This is a genomic window from Nostoc sp. JL33 (assembly GCF_017114985.1).
Taxonomy (GTDB): Bacteria; Cyanobacteriota; Cyanobacteriia; order Cyanobacteriales; family Nostocaceae; genus Nostoc.
Genome location: NZ_JABXKP010000060.1, coordinates 21,195 through 39,998, shown reverse-complemented (window position 1 = coordinate 39,998; position 18,804 = coordinate 21,195). Strand labels below are relative to the sequence as shown.

The 18,804-nt window shown below is 41.1% G+C and carries 19 protein-coding genes and 1 pseudogene; 12 read left to right on the top strand and 8 right to left on the bottom strand.

Annotated features, from left to right (window positions below; genetic code table 11):
• Positions 1 to 158: 158 nt before the first annotated feature.
• The 4 genes from lpdA (at position 159) to HWQ23_RS16600 (ending at position 4,552) form a co-directional block, all read left to right on the top strand.
• Complete coding sequence (gene lpdA, locus HWQ23_RS16615; protein WP_292830081.1) at positions 159 to 1,589, top strand: dihydrolipoyl dehydrogenase; 1,431 nt, start codon at positions 159 to 161, stop codon at positions 1,587 to 1,589.
• 97 nt (positions 1,590 to 1,686) lie between these two features.
• Entirely contained in the window at positions 1,687 to 2,577 is an 891-nt protein-coding gene (gene trpC / locus HWQ23_RS16610; RefSeq protein WP_292830079.1) for an indole-3-glycerol phosphate synthase TrpC, read from the top strand.
• Between the two features lie 243 nt (positions 2,578 to 2,820).
• On the top strand, positions 2,821 to 3,072 hold the full coding sequence (locus tag HWQ23_RS16605) for a DUF5340 domain-containing protein (RefSeq protein WP_292830173.1): 252 nt from the start codon (positions 2,821 to 2,823) through the stop codon (positions 3,070 to 3,072).
• A gap of 811 nt (positions 3,073 to 3,883) precedes the next feature.
• Entirely contained in the window at positions 3,884 to 4,552 is a 669-nt protein-coding gene (locus tag HWQ23_RS16600) for a carbonic anhydrase (protein ID WP_292830077.1), read from the top strand.
• A gap of 889 nt (positions 4,553 to 5,441) precedes the next feature.
• Here the strand turns inward: HWQ23_RS16600 and HWQ23_RS16595 are convergent.
• On the bottom strand, positions 5,442 to 5,600 hold the full coding sequence (locus HWQ23_RS16595) for a YqaE/Pmp3 family membrane protein (RefSeq protein ID WP_292830075.1): 159 nt from the start codon (positions 5,598 to 5,600) through the stop codon (positions 5,442 to 5,444).
• Positions 5,601 to 5,741: 141 nt separating this feature from the next.
• Entirely contained in the window at positions 5,742 to 6,089 is a 348-nt protein-coding gene (locus HWQ23_RS16590) for a translation initiation factor (RefSeq protein ID WP_292830073.1), read from the bottom strand.
• A gap of 225 nt (positions 6,090 to 6,314) precedes the next feature.
• Between HWQ23_RS16590 and trpB the strand changes: the two genes are divergently transcribed.
• The 6 genes from trpB (at position 6,315) to HWQ23_RS16560 (ending at position 11,951) form a co-directional block, all read left to right on the top strand.
• Positions 6,315 to 7,550, top strand: a complete 1,236-nt coding sequence (gene trpB, locus HWQ23_RS16585) for a tryptophan synthase subunit beta (RefSeq protein ID WP_292830071.1) — start codon at positions 6,315 to 6,317, stop codon at positions 7,548 to 7,550.
• A 31-nt stretch (positions 7,551 to 7,581) separates the two neighbouring features.
• Positions 7,582 to 8,739, top strand: coding sequence for a class I SAM-dependent methyltransferase (locus HWQ23_RS16580; protein ID WP_292830069.1), 1,158 nt, complete (start codon positions 7,582 to 7,584; stop codon positions 8,737 to 8,739).
• 252 nt (positions 8,740 to 8,991) lie between these two features.
• Positions 8,992 to 9,279: a hypothetical protein gene (locus HWQ23_RS16575; protein WP_292830067.1), complete on the top strand. Its 288-nt coding sequence runs from the start codon at positions 8,992 to 8,994 to the stop codon at positions 9,277 to 9,279.
• 528 nt (positions 9,280 to 9,807) lie between these two features.
• Positions 9,808 to 10,335 carry a CAP domain-containing protein gene (locus HWQ23_RS16570; protein WP_292830065.1) on the top strand — a complete coding sequence of 176 codons (528 nt, stop codon included), beginning with the start codon at positions 9,808 to 9,810 and terminating at the stop codon, positions 10,333 to 10,335.
• Positions 10,336 to 10,684: 349 nt separating this feature from the next.
• Positions 10,685 to 11,233, top strand: a complete 549-nt coding sequence (locus tag HWQ23_RS16565; RefSeq protein ID WP_292830063.1) for a CAP domain-containing protein — start codon at positions 10,685 to 10,687, stop codon at positions 11,231 to 11,233.
• An 88-nt stretch (positions 11,234 to 11,321) separates the two neighbouring features.
• Positions 11,322 to 11,951 carry a ribonuclease D gene (locus tag HWQ23_RS16560; protein WP_292830061.1) on the top strand — a complete coding sequence of 210 codons (630 nt, stop codon included), beginning with the start codon at positions 11,322 to 11,324 and terminating at the stop codon, positions 11,949 to 11,951.
• A gap of 477 nt (positions 11,952 to 12,428) precedes the next feature.
• Here HWQ23_RS16560 and HWQ23_RS16555 read toward each other — a convergent pair.
• Together HWQ23_RS16555 and HWQ23_RS16550 are read right to left on the bottom strand one after the other, a co-directional pair.
• Positions 12,429 to 12,878: pseudogene (locus HWQ23_RS16555) on the bottom strand (rhodanese-like domain-containing protein); the annotation flags it as partial.
• Positions 12,879 to 13,194: 316 nt separating this feature from the next.
• Positions 13,195 to 13,428: an NACHT C-terminal helical domain 2-containing protein gene (locus tag HWQ23_RS16550; protein WP_292830059.1), complete on the bottom strand. Its 234-nt coding sequence runs from the start codon at positions 13,426 to 13,428 to the stop codon at positions 13,195 to 13,197.
• A 775-nt stretch (positions 13,429 to 14,203) separates the two neighbouring features.
• Here HWQ23_RS16550 and HWQ23_RS16545 point away from each other — a divergent pair.
• Both HWQ23_RS16545 and HWQ23_RS16540 read left to right on the top strand, forming a co-directional pair.
• The gene (locus HWQ23_RS16545) at positions 14,204 to 14,923 is read left to right on the top strand and encodes a response regulator transcription factor (RefSeq protein ID WP_292830057.1); all 720 of its coding nucleotides are present in this window, start codon (positions 14,204 to 14,206) and stop codon (positions 14,921 to 14,923) included.
• A 214-nt stretch (positions 14,924 to 15,137) separates the two neighbouring features.
• On the top strand, positions 15,138 to 16,178 hold the full coding sequence (locus HWQ23_RS16540) for a protein rep (protein WP_292830055.1): 1,041 nt from the start codon (positions 15,138 to 15,140) through the stop codon (positions 16,176 to 16,178).
• A gap of 9 nt (positions 16,179 to 16,187) precedes the next feature.
• On the opposite strand, the gene HWQ23_RS16535 is transcribed toward HWQ23_RS16540, so the two are convergent.
• From HWQ23_RS16535 to pdxA, 4 genes are all read right to left on the bottom strand, one after another.
• Positions 16,188 to 16,499 carry a hypothetical protein gene (locus HWQ23_RS16535; RefSeq protein WP_292830053.1) on the bottom strand — a complete coding sequence of 104 codons (312 nt, stop codon included), beginning with the start codon at positions 16,497 to 16,499 and terminating at the stop codon, positions 16,188 to 16,190.
• Between the two features lie 541 nt (positions 16,500 to 17,040).
• Positions 17,041 to 17,337: a helix-turn-helix domain-containing transcriptional regulator gene (locus tag HWQ23_RS16530; RefSeq protein WP_292830051.1), complete on the bottom strand. Its 297-nt coding sequence runs from the start codon at positions 17,335 to 17,337 to the stop codon at positions 17,041 to 17,043.
• On the bottom strand, positions 17,330 to 17,668 hold the full coding sequence (locus HWQ23_RS16525; protein WP_292830049.1) for a type II toxin-antitoxin system RelE/ParE family toxin: 339 nt from the start codon (positions 17,666 to 17,668) through the stop codon (positions 17,330 to 17,332). The genes HWQ23_RS16530 and HWQ23_RS16525 overlap by 8 nt, the downstream gene beginning before the upstream one ends.
• Before the next feature lie 39 nt (positions 17,669 to 17,707).
• Positions 17,708 to 18,793, bottom strand: a complete 1,086-nt coding sequence (pdxA, locus tag HWQ23_RS16520) for a 4-hydroxythreonine-4-phosphate dehydrogenase PdxA (RefSeq protein WP_292830047.1) — start codon at positions 18,791 to 18,793, stop codon at positions 17,708 to 17,710.
• Between the last annotated feature and the right edge of the window lie 11 nt (positions 18,794 to 18,804).

The window sequence follows — 18,804 nt, the reverse complement described above, 5'->3', positions numbered from 1 at the left end:
ATGGTAAGGAATTTAAATCAGTTACCAGTTCCCACTGATCACAGATAACTGTGTACTGGGGACTTAAACCCAGGAACGAAACTGATAACTGTTAAAGGGGTTGCGTTGATTGTCGGTCAAGTTGAGAATAAATAGGCGAAGCACACGGGGAAACTAAGGTGAGTCAAGGATTTGATTACGATTTAGTCATTATCGGCGCTGGTGTAGGCGGACATGGCGCAGCCTTACACGCTGTAAGTTGTGGTTTGAAAACAGCGATTATTGAAGCTGCTGATATGGGAGGAACCTGTGTTAATCGGGGCTGTATTCCTTCTAAGGCGCTGCTGGCAGCATCTGGACGTGTGCGGGAGTTACGCAATGCCCACCACCTCAAGTCACTGGGAATTCAAATTGGTAGCGTGGAATTCGATCGCCAAGCGATCGCTAATCATGCTAATAATCTCGTCTCGAAAATTCAAGGCGACTTAACTAACAGCCTCAAACGTCTAAAAGTCGATATCATCAAGGGTTGGGGAAAAATCGCTGGGGCGCAAAAAGTCTCTGTAACCGGAGACGGTGGTGAAAAAACCATCACAGCCAAAGACATTATCCTTTCGCCTGGTTCAATTCCTTTTGTGCCTCCAGGCATTGAAGTAGACGGCAAAACTGTCTTTACCAGCGATCAAGGTGTCAAGTTAGAGTCGTTACCAGACTGGATAGCAATTATTGGCAGTGGTTACATCGGCTTGGAATTTTCTGATATTTACTCAGCTTTGGGTTGTGAAATCACCTTGATTGAAGCCCTAGATCAGTTAATGCCAGGATTTGACCGCGATATCGCCAAACTTGCCGAACGGGTGCTGATTACTCCCCGCGATATTGAAACGAAAGTCGGGATTTACGCCAAAAAAGTTATCCCAGGTTCACCTGTGGTAATTGAGTTAGCAGATTTCAAAACCAAAGAAGATGTAGATGTCATCGAAGTAGATGCTTGCTTGGTGGCTACGGGACGTATCCCGGCGACCAAAAATCTTGGTTTAGAGTCTGTAGGTGTAGAACTCGATCGGCGGAATTTTATTCCAGTTGACGATCGCATGGCAGTGCTATCAGCAGGTGAAGTAGTGCCGCATTTGTGGGCAATTGGTGACGGTAATGGAAAGATGATGTTGGCACATGCGGCTTCTACTCAAGGCATCATCGCGGTAGAAAATATAGTTGGGAGGGAAAGAATAGTAGACTATCGCAGCATCCCGGCGGCGGCGTTTACCCACCCAGAAGTCAGCTATGTGGGCTTAACAGAAACCGCAGCTAAGGAGTTGGGACAAACCGAAGGGTTTGAAATCGGCACAAGTAAGAGTTACTTCAAAGGAAATTCCAAAGCGTTGGCAGAAAATGAAGCCGACGGTATTGCCAAGGTGATATATCGCAAAGACACAGGAGAAGTCTTGGGCGTTCACATTTTCGGATTGCACGCCTCAGACTTAATTCATGAAGCCTCAGCTGCGATCGCAAACCGTCAATCTGTCCAAAGCCTTGCACATCTAGTCCACGCCCACCCGACACTTTCGGAAGTCCTGGACGAAGCTTATAAACGAGCGATCGCTATTTAGGGATTGAGGAATGAGGCATGGGGCATAGGTTATTCCCAATGCCCAATGCCCCATACCCAATGCCCAATGCCCAATGCCCAATGCCCAATAACTAATTATGCAAATCCGTCGCCGTTCACCTAACCCAGCTATTGCTGTATCGATATTGCGTTATCAGGCTGTCGTGCCTGACGGGGCGCCAAACAACATTTTGGAGGAAATTGTCTGGCAGAAAGAAGCAGAATATGACCAAATGCGGGAAAAGGTTCCTTTGCAGGAATTAGTCAAGCAGGTACTGACTGCGCCGCCAACCCGCGATTTTGTCGCCGCTTTGCGCCAAGGTAAGACTAAGCCAGCATTGATTGCGGAAGTTAAAAAAGCTTCACCCAGTAAAGGCGTTTTACGAGAAAATTTTGACCCTGTAGCGATCGCCCTTTCTTATCAGCAAGCCAAAGCCAGTTGTCTTTCTGTGTTGACCGATGTCAAGTTCTTTCAAGGTAGTTTTGACAACTTAGCCAAGGTTCGGGCTGCGGTAGATTTGCCCCTACTATGCAAAGAGTTTATCATTTATGCTTACCAGATATACTTGGCGCGGGTTCAGGGTGCAGATGCAATTCTGTTGATTGCAGCTATCCTTAGCGATCAAGATTTGAAATACTTCCTGAAAATCGCTAACAAACTGAAAATGGCAGCCTTGATTGAAGTCCATAGTTTGGCAGAACTTGACCGTGTGTTAGCCTTAGATGGGGTCTCCTTAATAGGAATTAATAATCGCAATTTGGAGGATTTCTCTGTTGACCTGCAAACTACTTGCGAACTTTTAGCTGCAAGGGGTAGCCAATTGCAGGAGAAAAACATCCTTGTTGTCAGCGAATCAGGACTACACAACCCAGATGATTTGAGTTTGGTACTTACAGCAGGCGCATCTGCTGTACTCATTGGAGAAGCTTTGGTAAAACAACCAGATCCTGGCGCAGCGATCGCCCGTATCTTGCCGACGAATTTCTGAAAGAAACACCTCCCCTGCGCCCCTTAGCGCAGGGTAACTACACAGAATTGTTGGGCGATCGGGCAGACTATGCCTAGATACGCAGCACTTTGCCGTTAAGTATCATCAATATCTTTGCCAAATCTTCATCACAACTCATATCAAAGCTATAAGCAATTAGTTATTTCATATGTAACAATTCATTCACAAGAAAGAAAATCTGACTAATACAAAATCCCAAATATGAAATCAAAATTTAACTTCATGGAGCAAATTCCTCTACCTTCACCTATTCACTACGAACTTATACTTCAACTTTTAGAAAGACAAACCATGTTAGCGGTAAATGATAATCCTGATTTACGGCATCAGGTGAATCAGCTAATTATTACTCTCCGCAAAGCTGCTGTGCAACAAAAACGACTTGAAGAAATTTGCGAGTTTTCCTCTGTAACTATTGATTACCGTTGGTCGATCAATCATGATCACGATAGCAAAGCTGTTGCCCCAGATTGAAGCTAATCACTTAATATCTCAAGCTCAAATATTGAAGGGACTAGTACTCAAAACTTCTGCCGCGCTTGCTTGATTCAAATGCACAGTTTGGAGTGTGATTTAAAATGATTTTTACAGAAGTTTCTCTGTTTTGTAAAAATATCTATAAATGCTAGATGAAGATTTAAAATCGCCAGTCTCAACGCTCAGATTTTAGTTGATATAAATTTTACTTTATTTAGCTAGTTTCCTAAAGTTATACATAGTTATTTTTTTATCTAACTACTAATATCAGGTTTGGTTAAACACTTATAATATCTGTAGATTCGATTGAGGAACGTAGCTTTCCTCCCGCAGAGTAACTCAGCATTTGATCCTTGTTCATGTTGGGTTTAACGGCAGGGAAACCCAAGCGACATTGAAAGATTTTATTATAAGTAATCACCCGAACTTGATATTACTTAGGTTTTTACAATTTATACAATAATTTTATTAATGCTGTAGAAAAAAATTGTCATATTGTTGAAGAAGAATTCATTCGTCAGAATTCAGGAGTCAGAATAAATCAGTGGGGGATTCAGACCCGCCACTGATTGTTCGCGCTTGCGTCTCGTAGAGAAGACCACTAAATCTGCATATTTAGTGGGGGTCTTAAACCCCTGGATTCATCCACTCTTTCGCACAAAATACCTTTCCTGTATTCTGACGACTGACGCATGTATTCTGTTCGATAAAATTTTAGCTCTGAAAAAGTTCATATTGATATAGAGGAAACTGTAGATCAGCTAAAATCTAAAATATTGATGAGATTCTCTCTCGAATTTGACCAAAGATGAAATATAACAGCATCGATGAACTCCTTAGAAATAATCAAGCTTGGGTTGCCGAAAAACTGGCTCTAGACCCAACTTACTTTAAAGAATTATCTACCGGACAAACACCACCTTTTCTATACCTCGGCTGTTCTGATAGTCGTCTGGCATTAACAAGGTTTACCGGTACAGAACCAGGAGAGTTATTTGTACATCGTAATATTGCCAATCAAGTTTCTCTGACGGATATTAACTTTTTAGCCGTTTTAGAATACGCAATTTTACATCTTAGGGTGGAACACATTATCGTTTGTGGTCACTACGATTGTGGAGGAATTAAGGCAGCTTTAGAAGGGAGAACCATCGGAATTCTTGATAACTGGGTAAATCCGATTCGAGAACTGTATTTACAAAAACAAGAAGAGATTGATGCCTTGCCAACAAGAGAAGAACGTCTGAATCGTTTAGCGGAAATAAATGTTGTGGCGCAAGTGAAAAATCTTTACCAAACTTCGATCATGCGTCAGGTACTTTATGAGCGAAAAGCGCCTATGGTTCATGGCTGGGTACTAGATATAGGCACTGGGTTGATCAAAGATTTGAACGTTTCAACTGTGCAATGGCAATTGCATATCTGTCCCTTGCTTTTAGAGTTGAGACTCTACGCCATGTTAAAAAATGAGAAATAATTCGGTATTTACCGCCGCACAAAATATATATTGGAGACGTAATAAATAGTGTCTTTACAACTTTTATTTTAAGTGAAATAAATAGTTGTTTTTTTTGCCACAATATTGTAATATTCACGCCAAAGTTCTAAATTAGTACTTACGCACTGTACAAATTCATCATGATGTGAGTTAACAAAAATAGGTTGTTTCAGGCTTTTCTTAATTATTTTTTGGTCGTATGACGATACTGTAGGGGTAAAGCGCAATGCTAAACCCCTACGAAAGATGTGGTTTTTCACTTATACCTATTTGGTATTTATTGTCAATGCGTAAGTCCTGTAAATTATTGTAGATTTTTGTTCAATTAGAGTTACGAATACAAGCGTGCGTTATCGTTCTGGCTAACGCACGCTACAAATTGGATATTTTTTTCATTAGGGATTTCCAAGAAATAAATTATTCAATCTTGTGGGGTGGGCATCTTGCCCGCCTTTGGTTATTGGGCGGGCAAGATGCCCACCCCACAATAAATAATTGCATATTTTTTTATTTGGAAGTCCCTTAGACATAGGCGTGAAATTAAATATGCATTACCCATAACCCTTGTAGGGTCGTAGCACTGCTACGTCAAAACAATTCTTTTTCACTCCTATGTCTATTGGAAGTCCCTAATTTATTCTGATATCATATCCGGTTAAACGCTTGTCATTGCGGGTGAAGTGATCGCAATAACATATCACAATTAATTTACCAGAGATGATCTGACTGAGAAATTCTTCTTGAATAATTTGCAGACATCCAATTCATAAAACTTTCTCTAGAGGCAATTGATCAATTGCCTCTGTGCAAATATTACTCAGAATCAGGAACGCCGAGATTGGTACACACAACCTACAGCTACAAAGAACTATTTCTTATAAATTATCCACACCGCATGAATAATCCCAGGAATGTAACCAAAAAGCGTCAAAACTATATTAATCCAAAAGTCTATACCAAAACCTACTTGCAAAAAAACTCCCAAAGGCGGTAAGAAAATGGCACACAGAAGCCGAACTAAATCCATTTGAACCTCCTGTTAGTCTCACAAAAGACAGCTTCTCGGTGAAGTGATTCACCACTGCTCAAGTATATTTGTACCTCTCAAAGATAACATTGCCGCTCTCAATTTACGTCAGGGTTAAGATGCGGTAAACCGCACTCAAGATTAGCCACCACTGATTTTAGCTTTGTAACCTAGCTTGGTCAAAACCTCGACAATTTTCTGTTTGTGTTCGCCCTGAATTTCAATTTCATTGTCTTTAATTGTCCCACCTGTCCCACACTGGGTTTTCAACTGCTTCACCAAATCTGCCAAAGTTTCCGGTTTGGCTTGAAAACCGCTAATCACTGTGACGGTTTTGCCTTTGCGTCCTTTGCGGGAAGCTTGTACTTTGAGATTTTGTTGTTGTGGGGGCAGTTCTGGAATTGGTCTTTCTGTGGCGGCGGAGTTGTCGTTGCCAAATTCGCGGTAGACAAAGCCTTTATCGGAAGATTTGGGATTGGAAGAAGACATAAAAATCTTTATTAAGGAAAAATCAGAAGCAGTGGAGATTTCTACGTAACCGTTCTCCTGGGAAATCAATTTCTAGGCTAACATCACAAATCCATTGCAAGGGATTTAAAGAAATTCGGCATAGGGCAAAACAGTTCTCAGTAAACAAGTGAGATCCCCCACTCGCCAGATATGCCTCAGACTTTTCTATAATAATTAAGTCATCCTCCTGATCAAAATTAACTCGTGACTACCACTCCCCTCTCTCCAAATTCAACTGCTCAGGTTCCCGATACGCTAGGTCGCTTTGGACGCTTTGGCGGTAAGTATGTACCTGAAACGCTGATGCCTGCTCTTACTGAACTAGAAACAGCTTATCAGCAATACCGCAATGACCCTGGTTTTCAAGCAGAACTACAGCAGTTGTTACGGGACTATGTAGGACGTGCCACACCATTGTATTTCGCTGAACGCCTGACTGCTCATTATGCCCGACCCGATCGCACGGGGCCACAAATCTACTTAAAACGTGAAGATTTAAATCATACTGGCTCTCACAAAATTAATAATGCTCTTGGTCAGGTATTGTTGGCAAAGCGCATGGGTAAGCAACGGATTATTGCCGAAACGGGTGCTGGACAACATGGAGTTGCCACAGCTACAGTTTGCGCTCGTTTTGGACTGGAATGCGTAATTTACATGGGCGTTCATGACATGGAACGCCAAGCTTTGAATGTGTTCAGAATGCGGTTGATGGGGGCAGAAGTGCGTCCGGTGGAGGCGGGCACGGGAACCCTCAAGGATGCCACTTCTGAAGCAATCCGAGATTGGGTGACAAATGTGGAAACAACTCACTACATCCTGGGTTCGGTAGCAGGGCCCCATCCTTACCCGATGATGGTACGTGATTTCCATGCGGTAATCGGCCAGGAAACTCGCGCCCAAGCAATCGAAAAGTGGGGTGTATTGCCTGATATTCTCTTGGCTTGTGTCGGTGGTGGTTCCAATGCTATGGGACTATTCTATGAGTTTATGAATGAGTCTTCTATACGCTTCATTGGGGTTGAGGCAGCCGGAGAAGGTGTGAATACCGAAAAACACGCCGCAACCTTGACAAAAGGACGAGTTGGTGTATTACACGGGGCAATGAGCTATCTTCTGCAAGATGAGGATGGGCAAATCATTGAGGCACACTCAATTAGCGCAGGATTAGATTATCCCGGTGTCGGCCCAGAACATAGCTATTTGAAGGATATTGGCCGCGCCGAATACTATAGTGTGACAGATGCAGAAGCTTTAGCCGCATTTCAACGATTGTCGAAATTGGAAGGAATTATCCCGGCATTGGAAACAGCCCATGCGATCGCTTACCTCGAAACCCTATGTCCCCAACTAACCGACAGTCCCCGGATTGTAATTAACTGCTCTGGACGCGGCGATAAGGATGTACAAACAGTAGCCAAGTTTTTAAATGATGCGTAAATATACATAAAATTTCTGGGGAAAAGCAATAATGGCTGAACAATTCCAACATGCTATGCTACCGCAACCCACTCATGACGAGTTGGCACGCCAAAATTTTGTGCAAAGTCTGAGGATGCACATTTTCAGAAATATCTCTGTTGGTAATAAAGTAATTTATGAAAAACTCGCCGAGCCGAAGTTTGAACAACAACATCAGCGTCCTCCCCTGAATCGTTATGAAATTCGGGAAGTAATGCAGCAGGAACCCTACTATCGTTGGGCTAGTGCCCTCAAGCGGATCAACCAAGAAATATTATGGGATGCTGTAAATTCCAGTGTTGACAGACAACTGCCAGAGTTGATTGAGCGTGCCAAAGATCAGGGTGGTGAACTGGGTACTTTAACCCTCGACCCAAATTTTCAAATACCTACTCATCAAAAGGCTGTAGATATTCACTGTATGCCTGGAGGATATCACAGTGAATTCACAGATGATGATGTCGCTGCCGGCGCAACTTACGATCGCGGCGTTTACGTTTATGGACTGGGTTGGTTGGGGCCGCTTAATGATGATATAGGGCTATCTATAGTCCAAAACTATCTCCTACTAGAGTTTCCCGACTTTCGACCTAGAAAAATTCTCGATATGGGATGTTCTATCGGCAATAGCACATTACCCTATGTGGATGGTTTTCCAGATGCAGAAGTCCATGCTATAGATGTAGGCGCACCCATGCTGCGTTATGCTCATGCAAGAGCCGAATCTTTCGGCAAACGGGTACACTTCTCTCAGCAAAATGCTGAACACACTAATTTTCCGGATGAATCATTTGACTTAGTGGTTTCTCACATTTTGCTGCATGAAATTCCCCCGCCAGCCGTGCGTAAAGTTATGCAAGAATCTTATCGTCTACTGGCTCCCGGTGGCATGATGCTCCATGTGGAAGCACCCCTGTATCGTCACATGGATCTTTATACGCAGTTCGTTTATGACTGGGAAACCGCTAACAACAACGAACCCTTCTGGAGTGCTGTACGCGATTTGGATTTGGTGACGCTAGCTGTTGAGGCTGGTTTTGCATCAGATAAAACATTCGAGAAATTTGTCCCTAATGGGGCATGGAAAGCAAACGTAACTAATAGCCTGTTTAAAAATGGTAACTCAGGCAGCCGAGGCACTTGGTTTGTAGTTGCTGCAACTAAGTAAGCAGAGGAAGTATACCAATTCGTAATTGAGAAAGTCAGATTTTATCGTAAATTCAAGGGTTTAAGGCCGAATGTCAACAAGTAGCTTGGAGGCAGAGTGCTCCAACTTTGTTTAGTTACCCTGCGGGAAGCAAGCTACAGTCGGGATTTAAACCCCGACTAAAACTTTCTTCTCTACGAGACGCGCCAGGGACAATGCAAGAATGCAAGAATTTTGTATGTGTAGTCTGATTTTTGGAGAATTGGTATTAAGATGACAAAAATAGCTAAGGGTAAACGACCTGTTTACTTAGACAATCCGCAAATCGATAAATTGTTAGCGATCGTTATGGCTTTGACTGGTGAGGTGTCCGTGCTGCATGAGCGGCTAGATACCGTTGAACGGTTGCTAGAGGTTAAAGGTATTTTATCGCCTAGTGAGATTGAAACTTACGAGCCGGATGCCAAAGTAATTAAAGAGCGGGAACAGTGGCGGGCGGAATATATTGCGCGAGTGTTGCGCGTGGTACAGGAAGAGTTAGAAATTCTCAACCGAAGCTAGTCGCTCAGAGGTTTTCGTGGAGAAATTTATGCCATTTATATTCCATATTCCGCACTTTAACCTAAAATACATCTAAGAAAGCATATTAAATTTTATCAAATTCTTGTGGGGTGGGCCGAAAAGCCCGCCTTGATCATGCAACTTAAATGCCGATTAGCTTAACCAGTATTAATACTTAATTATTTAATCTCTTGAGATTAAATAATAATTCCTAATCATGATCACTATTAAGTATTAGTACTGAGAAATACTGGTGATTTGTGATTGTACTCTAACTACCATTAGCCAGATATTGGAAATCTTCGTGTATTACAAAATGAAGTACAAAAAATGCATAGGAAAAATCCTACCAATGGTAGATGTGAATTTTTCATAAAGATTAAAAAGTTTTCGTAAAGTCGCGAATTTAAACGCTTGCTGGTAGTTTTTGCACAAAAAACGGTATAAATACAACTATATAGACCTATAAGCAATTTGTCACATTCACATTAGTTTAGTTAGATTGTCTGGAACTTTACTTTCAGCACAATGATTAATACAACAATCTACGGTATTGCTTTAGGTACTATTGTTCTCGCTAGTGGAGCGATCGCTACTCCTGTAACAAATCCAACTTTTACACCGCCATCTTTAAAAGTATCAAATTATACTTTTAAAATCGTAGCAGCTAGTGTCGATACTGCTGCTCTCGAACAGTTGGTTTTCAAGGAAATTAATAAGTACAGAGTTTCCCAAGGGCTACCAGCGCACACTCGTAATTCTGCCATCGATAAACAAGCCAGGATTCACAGTCAGGACATGGCTTATGGTAAAGTTCCCTTTGGACATACAGGATTTTCAGAACGTGTTAGAGCAATCGGTATTCCCTACAGTGCAGCTGGTGAAAATGTTGCTTTCAACCAGGGATATAGTGACCCAGTGAAAACAGCTGTTGAAGGCTGGCTCAATAGTCCAGGGCATCTTGCCAATATCAGAGGTAATTATAATAAGACGGGGATTGGTGTCGCTAGCAACAGTGCAGGCGGAATCTACTTCACACAAATTTTCATTCGCTGATATATCTGCTAAATATTTAGGTTTTTTCTCAAATTCCGCAGACTTCAACATTTAGCAAAGCTTTTGCTGGATGTTGAATAATGTAGTTTAAATGACATTTGTCTAGTGAATACGAGATTATTTTTTTAGTAATTCATGAAAATCTTAAATTCTCAGCAAAAATAACCGTGATTTTCATGAAGGTGAACTATTGAAGTATTGACAATTGTTCAGATTGTTTATAGTCCTGATACCAACGATATTGCCAGATTGCCGAAATTCATCAATCCTTAATAGTATCCTGGTATATATCGTCGGAACAATAAGGTAGAGTAGAAGTCTTATATCTCTACACATTACGCAATTCTCCATGTTCCGACAAACTGCTTTTGGCATCGCTTTAAGTGCGCTTGTCCTTGCTAGTGGATTAACGACTGTTCCGATCCCAAATTATCCTTCTACGAATACATCCACCCGTAATAAGCTGTTGTCGCTTTTTTCCAGTCAGGTTGCAATATCGACTCCTACTTTTAAAACTACTGAGTTAGAAAAATCAGTATTCGACCAAATTAATCGATATCGGGCTTCTAAAGGACTGCCAAAGTTGACCCTAAATGCAAATATCACTCGACAGGCAAGAATTCATAGTCAAAACATGGCTAAAGGTAAAACCCCATTTAGCCATCAGGGATTTGAACGGCGAGTCAAAGCTATCCCTTTTCGCTACAACAGTGCGGCGGAAAATGTTGCTTTCAACCGGGGATATAGCAACCCTGTGGACGAAGCTGTTACTGGTTGGATAAACAGTCCCGGACATCTAAAGAACCTTAAAGGAAATTACAACCTGACTGGAATTGGCGTTGCTACTAATAATCAAGGCGATGTCTACCTGACACAACTTTTTTTCCACACTAGGTAGATTTATTTGGTGATTTTTTGCACAATAATAATGTAGTGTCTGACAAGGCTTTTGTCTGCTGGACACTGCTATTATTTTTGAACAATTCATGATATTACAAGATTTTCAGGTGAGCGATCGCGACCTCAGTGATGCAGCCCTTAGCCAGTATTTAGAATCTAGAGCGATCGCAGTTGATACAGAAACGATGGGATTATTGCCACTGCGCGATCGCTTGTGTCTTGTCCAGCTGTGCAACGAATCCGGGAAAGTGACTGCAATCCGCATAGCCAAAGGACAAGCTGACGCACCAAACTTAAAAAAACTCTTGTCAGCGGCGAATGTCGTAAAAGTGTTTCACTTTGCTCGCTTTGACCTTGCTACTTTACGAGCCAATCTGGGAATTCAGGTTGGGCCTGTTTTTTGCACCAAAATTGCTAGTAAATTAGCCCGTACTTACACAAATCGCCACGGACTCAAAGATGTGGTACAAGAGTTAGAACAAGTGGAACTGGATAAAAGCTCTCAAAGTTCTGATTGGGGTAACGCCGCTAGTTTAACTGAAGCTCAACTGAGTTATGCTGCCAATGATGTGCGCTACTTACTTAGTGTGCAGCAGAAGCTAATAGAAATGCTCAAACGAGAAGAACGTTGGGAAATTGCTCAAGAATGTTTTGAATTTCTGCCAACAATAGTTTCCTTAGATTTGTTGCAATTTAAGGATTTATTTGAACACTGAAAAAAACAGCAAACCTCTTGCAAACGGAGCATCGCATTTTTGCAAATTGCCCTGCCTCACGCTCACTCACAAGTTAGGATAAGTCCGCCTGCGCGGACTTTGCCTGTGTAGCCAAGCCAGTGCTGGGGGGTTTCCACACCAGTTACAAGAGTGGTTCGCCCCCCAACGCACTGGCTCCCCATGAGCAACTGGCGTGCGATTTTTAATCGCCTGGTATTTTTGCTAAGTTATTTTTGCCTAAGATCCCTTATTGGAATCATCAGTGTCTGTAGGAGTTTTAGATTCACTAACATTTTCCTTGATATTGCTGGCTCCCTCTTGAATGTTTTCTTTGAGGTTACTGGCTCCCTCTTGAATGTTTTCTTTGAGGTTACTGGCTCCCTCTTGAATGTTGTCTTTGAGGTTACTGGCTCCCTGTTGAATGTTTTCTTTAAGGTTACTAGCTCCTTTTTTAATCGCCTCCGTCGGGCTAGCGCCTTCCTTTTGCAGATTTTCTTGGTGATTTTTTAGCCGATCTACAACATTGTAGTCATCTGCACCTGGGGGAGTTGTTGATTCAATAATGCCTTCTGTTGGCCCACCGATCGCCTTCCATGCGGCTAGACCACCTTTGAGTTGGGAGACATGCTCAAATCCATTAGAACGCAGTTGTTGTGCGGCTTCGGTACCTTCTTGTTCATTAGCACCGTAAACGTAAATATCACGGCTTTTATTCAAAGAAGCTACTGCACGCTCTACCAATTCATTTATTGGCATCGGCATCGCTCCCAAGATGTGACCTTCGTTGAACGTGTTGCGATCGCGCACATCCAGTATTGTAAAAGCTGGTTCGCCCCATTCTAGACGAGACTTCAGCACATGAGCATCAGATTGTGATTCTATCGGTGGTTGTGGGGGAATGATGCCGCCTGCTAAATTGTTAACCATATTTATTCCTTCCTAAGTAACGATATTAATAGCAATTTAACGGACTAAGCATACTTAATTGCTCTTTCTCTGGGATGAATATCCTGAAAATCTCTCCTGAGATAGAGTGACTAATTAAAATATTTTCTACCAATTAATCCATTGCAAATACAGTCAACTTAGACTATAGGGGAGGCAGCCTTTTGTATTAATTTTATTAAACATATTTTAACTTTATATTTAAAATATTAAATAATTCATATACATTGTAAATAAATTAAAATTTATTAAATCCCCTACCTAATTAATCAAAAAATAGTCTAAAAATTAAAAATATTTAGCGATTACTACAGGAATTACGTACCTTTTCAATATCTGTGATCGCTAACAATAATTTCTTTTCAATTTGCCGCACTATTGGAGTGGCATAAGCAGCACTATTGAGGCAATCTACCAGCAATCTATTGATATCATAATATTGCTGAAGCAATTCTTTTTGCTGTTCATTGAACTGCAAGTTGTAACCAATATTGCGATATTTAATCAGCATATCTCTTATAAGTTGCAGCATTTTTTCTTGTTATAAAAAGTAATCTTCTTGCTCAAAACTGATAGTTGTCAGTTGAAAAAGCAGTTTTTTCTTACTTACCAAAGTCAAATTATGAGCAACGCGATCGCGTTTAATTCCTCTGACTTCATCCCATCTTCCCAGTAAAATATTCAGTGCTTGCTCATATAACTTGGCTGGATTTACAGAAATTTCTCGCCATTGCAGGCTGGTTATCTCCTCTAAAACATTAATTAATATAGCCTCAGGCGGAAACTTGTAGTATAGTATATGCTTAAGAGGGTAGCTACATGTAAATGCACGCTGAGTAAATTTTCGTAGACCCTCTTCAAGGAGACATACCCCTTGGCTAGAGTAGATTTGGGTAAGTATGAGTTTAGAATCTAGATTGGCTTATAGCTTAGTTTGTAAGCCTTTGTAGATATCTAATGAATCAGGGAGTGCGTTGTTCTGACAAAGTTGTAGCAATTGCCGTGGCGTTTGGTGTTTCTCTGTACTATTTACGGTATAAACATGGTCTTCAATTACACCTGATTAAGTAGAAAAGCTCAATATTGTAGAATATAAATTCAAAAATATACAAAAATCATACAAAAATTATACATTTTCTCAGCATTACGATGCCTAAAGTTTTCATAAACTTCATTGAAAATTAATTGTATACAAGTACTACAATAGCGATCGTACTCAGCACAGACGCGAGTGAATACACTTCCAAGAAACACGTAAAGCAAAACTGGTGCAATAGCGAATCGCCCAATCTAGAATAGGCAGCATTATGGTTATGATTACCGCTACTACTCCCAAAATTTTGATCGTCGATGATGACTTCGGCGTCCGAAATCTCGTCTATCGTTTTTTAAGTCGCAAATATCAAATAGAGTCGGCAGCAGATGGTAAGAGTGCTTTATCGTTATTTGAGCAATTCAACCCAGCTTTAGTGATTCTGGATTGGAATTTGCCGGATGTTAATGGTTATAGCCTCTGCCAAGAAATGCAGAGTCGTACTAATGTTTTAGTGCTGATACTGACTAGTAGGACTGACGAGGCTGATAAAATTAAAATCTTAAGCGCAGGTGCTGATGATTTCATGACTAAACCATTTAGTCTTGCAGAAGTTGAAGTTAGAGTAGAAGCTCTTTTGAGACGGATACGCTACATCAACCCCTCTCCGACACAACGTATCATTTTCAAGCAGCTAGTAATTAACCCAGAGGGTAGGGAGGTAACACTTAACGATAAAGCTCTGGCTTTAACAGCGCTGGAATTTAATATCTTACATTTTTTGGCAAGTCATCCTAATCAGGCTTGGAGTCGCCCACAGCTAATCCAAAAAATCTGGGGTTGTGACTACATAGGAGATGGCCGAGTGGTTGATGTGCATATTGGTCAGCTTCGTAAGAAGATGGAAATCGATACCAGCATACCGGAGTTTATTAAAACTGTGCGGGGCTATGGTTACAAGTTTGAAGTGCCAGACGAGAATACTAATTCGTAATGACGCTCCTACGTCGCTAACGCTACGCTAACATAATTCGTAATTAATCAGAGTTGCACCATTGTTTATTAATGAAGACAAAAAAGCGCATTTATGCATAGGGTAATAATTATAAATTCTCATGACATCTGACTTACCTAAATACTTTTACTGAGGCTTGACCGTATAACTTGCGTTAATTTGGGAAGTTGATACAAACTGATTTGGTAATTTCGTGTCTGCTCAAGCCTCAGACAGTAACTTTATTGCTTTTAATATATCGTCTCAAAATAAGTTCCAACAAAATCAAAATGTACAAAGCTTATCCGAAGTTTCGCGTATAGGTAAAATCTGGGATAAACACAGAGCTAATACTGATAAAGTCTTGCATTATTACGCCAAAGCAGACGAAGATTATTTTCAGCAATATGCTTGGCGGATGAGAATGTGTTCCGAGTTGCTTAAGTTTCAATTAGTGCCAGACGAATCGGAAGGTATTCTCAAGTTAAAGCTATCAGATGCACGATTCTGTAGGGTTCGCCACTGTCCGGTTTGTCAGTGGAGGCGTAGACGCAAAGCGGCTTGTCGTCAGACATCGCTAATGTGGAAAGCAAGAGCTTACAAAATTCTCCCACAGGTTGTAACTGATTACCCCAATTACCGTTGGCTATTTGTCACCTTAACTGTAAAGAATTGCCAGATTAAAGAACTCAGGGAAAACTTGGATTCGATAAATAAAGCTTTTAAGCGATTTACTGAATTGAAAGCATGGCCTGCGAAAGGTTGGGTGAAATCTACAGAAGTAACTAAAGGTAGAGATGGAGTCTCAGCACACCCGCATTTACATATTTTGGCAATGGTGCCGCCTTCGTATTTCAGTCATGGGTATCTTTCTCATGCCAAATGGGTAGCGTTGTGGCAGCAGTGCTTACGGATTGATTACCAGCCTGTTGTTCATACTAGCGCGATGTCTGGCGACAAGCCGCTTCGCGTCTACGCAAAGCATCATAACCCATCACTACTCATCCCAGAAATTCTCAAGTATCAAGTGAAAGAGTCAGATTTGGTGGGTGATAAAGAATGGTTTTTAGAGTTAACCCGTCAACTGCATAAAAGTAGAGCGATCGCTATTGGGGGTATACTCAGGCAGTATATGCGCGAATTAGAGGAGAAAAACCAAGACCTCATTGATGAAAGTGAAGAGACAGATGAGGTGGATGGGGAAAGTTTGTATTTCCGATGGGAGCGCAAGTTACAAAGATTTAATATAGAGTGATAACTAAGATTAGTCAAGATACTCACTATCAAGCAGGTGCGGTGATTTCAGCCCCTTAAAGAATGTAGAAGCAGACTTCAAAAGATAGTGAGTATAAGCTGCATGGCGATGGTGTGGATAAAAAGATGCAAGACGATGATATTCAGAAACAGGAGCAATAAACCAAATCACTTTCCCACTAACATAAGGAGTGACGCGGCGAATCTCCACAGATTGATACCAACGAAGAAAGTTAGGCTTAGTTGTGAAAGAGTGAGGAACAAAGATACGTCCAACAGGAACACCGGGAATTTCACAAAGATTAATCAAGAATTCTGGCATATTAAAACCTCATGAGTTGTCAAAAAAAAATAAACCTCTATGAGCCAAAGAGTGACTCAATAGGAAATACGGTTACAATTAGTCAGTTCACTCCCCCTTCAGCGCGAAGCGTTTAAGAAAAAATATTTAAAGGCATGTGGACACCACGACTATTGGAGTACAACTCTTTAATTCTTTTCTTCATTTCCTTTAGGCGTTAGCCTCTTCTTTCTCTAACCACAAAAGCACAAAAAATAAATACCAGTCGTCCGAAAAACAGATGGCTGGTATTTATAAATCACCTTTACTTGAAGCTAGGAAATAGGTTCGATGATAAAGTCAAAGAGTTAAAGTAATAAATTAGAATTTTCATATATACTGTTAAATGACAGCTTCCAAAATTAGGAAAAAAAAACCAGACAAACAACTAGTGAATGACTGGGATATGCAAATTAGCTTCACTCGAAATTAGTAAATAACTTCGAGAGGAAATTTATAAATTGTAAAAATAAATTGGTAAGGTATAAGACTGAGCGATTTAAACTGTCCTTAAAAAATCACCTCATACTAACTTCACTGTTACTGCTAGCTGTAATCCCAATGCATCCAGTAATTTCCTCAGACAATAAAATTCAATTTCTCCTTGTTCAGATAACATCAAGTCGAGTTGCTCATAGCATTGCTTAACTTCCGATGGAAACCGATCAATTCCACCCTGTGCCTCAATCACATTTTTGAGCGCTTTTCCTAACATTTTAGGATCGCCCTCTTCTAGAACTACTTCGATATAAGATGCTGCTTCTAGTGGATCTTGGAGATGTTTAACTAGTCCTTCGTGATAGCTTACACTTCTAGGCATTATCTCTACTCCTATAGTCTTTCCAATATTCCTGAGCTTTATCAACATCTTGTTTCTGAGTGCTTTTATCTCCACCACACAAAAGAATAATAATTGTTATCCCTTCTTCTCCAAAGTATATGCGGTAGCCTGGGCCAGAGTCGATTCTCAATTCAAAAACACCTTCTCCAACTGACTTACAATCACCTAAATTACCATCTTCAACTCGGTCAAGTCTGGCTCTTATTTTAGCTTTTGCTCTTCTATCTCGCAGAGAATCAAGCCACTCATCAAAAATATTTTTTCCATCTACTGTCAGATAATTCCTAATTTCTCTTGGTTGCACTTCCATGATTCTTTGGACAAGTCTAGTTATAAATCATGAAATAATTCATAGTTTTCTCGCCGCCAGCCTTTGATTAACTAACTCAGCCGCTAAATGTATCGCTGCTTTCATACTCGTAGCATCAGCAATTCCCTTACCCGCAATATCAAACGCTGTTCCATGATCTGGTGAAGTCCGAACGAAAGGAAGACCAATAGAAGTATTAACTGCCCGATCAAATGCCATCAGCTTCACAGGAATTAAGCCTTGGTCGTGGTAAAGTGCTAGATAAGCATCAGCCGGATTTTGTACTAAAGAATTTCCATACCAAGCTTGACCAGGTTTAACCCACATCGTATCTGGCGGTATCGGCCCATCTAGTTGCAATTGTGGTCGATTTTGCCGCTCTTGCTCTAACCAGGGGATTAACCAATCTTGTTCTTCATGTCCAAGTTGTCCCTGTTCGCCACTGTGGGGATTTAAACCTGCGATCGCAATTCTCCCTCTATGTATACCAAAATCCCTCTCCAAACACTCCACCAGCAAATCCAATTTCTGTGTCAACAACTGCGGTGTCAATGTATCTGCTACTTGACGTAGGGGAATATGTGTGGTAGCAAGTAAGGTGCGGAGTGTCCAATTAGTATGGGGCGATCGCGCCACAAATAACATCCCAAAACGGTCAACACCTGATTTTTGTGCCAAAAGTTCCGTTTGCCCTGGATAATTATACCCTGCGGCTTTCCAAGCAGATTTAGCGATCGGGCCGGTGACAATACCATCAAATTTACCAGCCAGTGTTTGAGCGATCGCATATTCCATATATGCAAAACTAGCCGCACCACTCGCCACATTACCTATTCCTGGGAGAATTTCACCTCTAATTTTCCCATCCAACTGCACATTACTGACTGACAACACCTCTGGATTTACCAAAGGTGCTAAATTCTCAGTTAAATTCAGTTCGTGATAAGTCTGTGCCAGCAAATCCCTGTTACCCACCACTGTAATGTCATATTTTTTACTAATTTCCGGATCTGCTAAAGCTTTCAAAATCACCTCCGGCCCAATCCCCGCAGGATCTCCCAACGTCAGCGCCAAACGCGGATGATTCTCTTTGCTAACTAAATTACCTTGATTATTTTCATACATAAATTAATTTT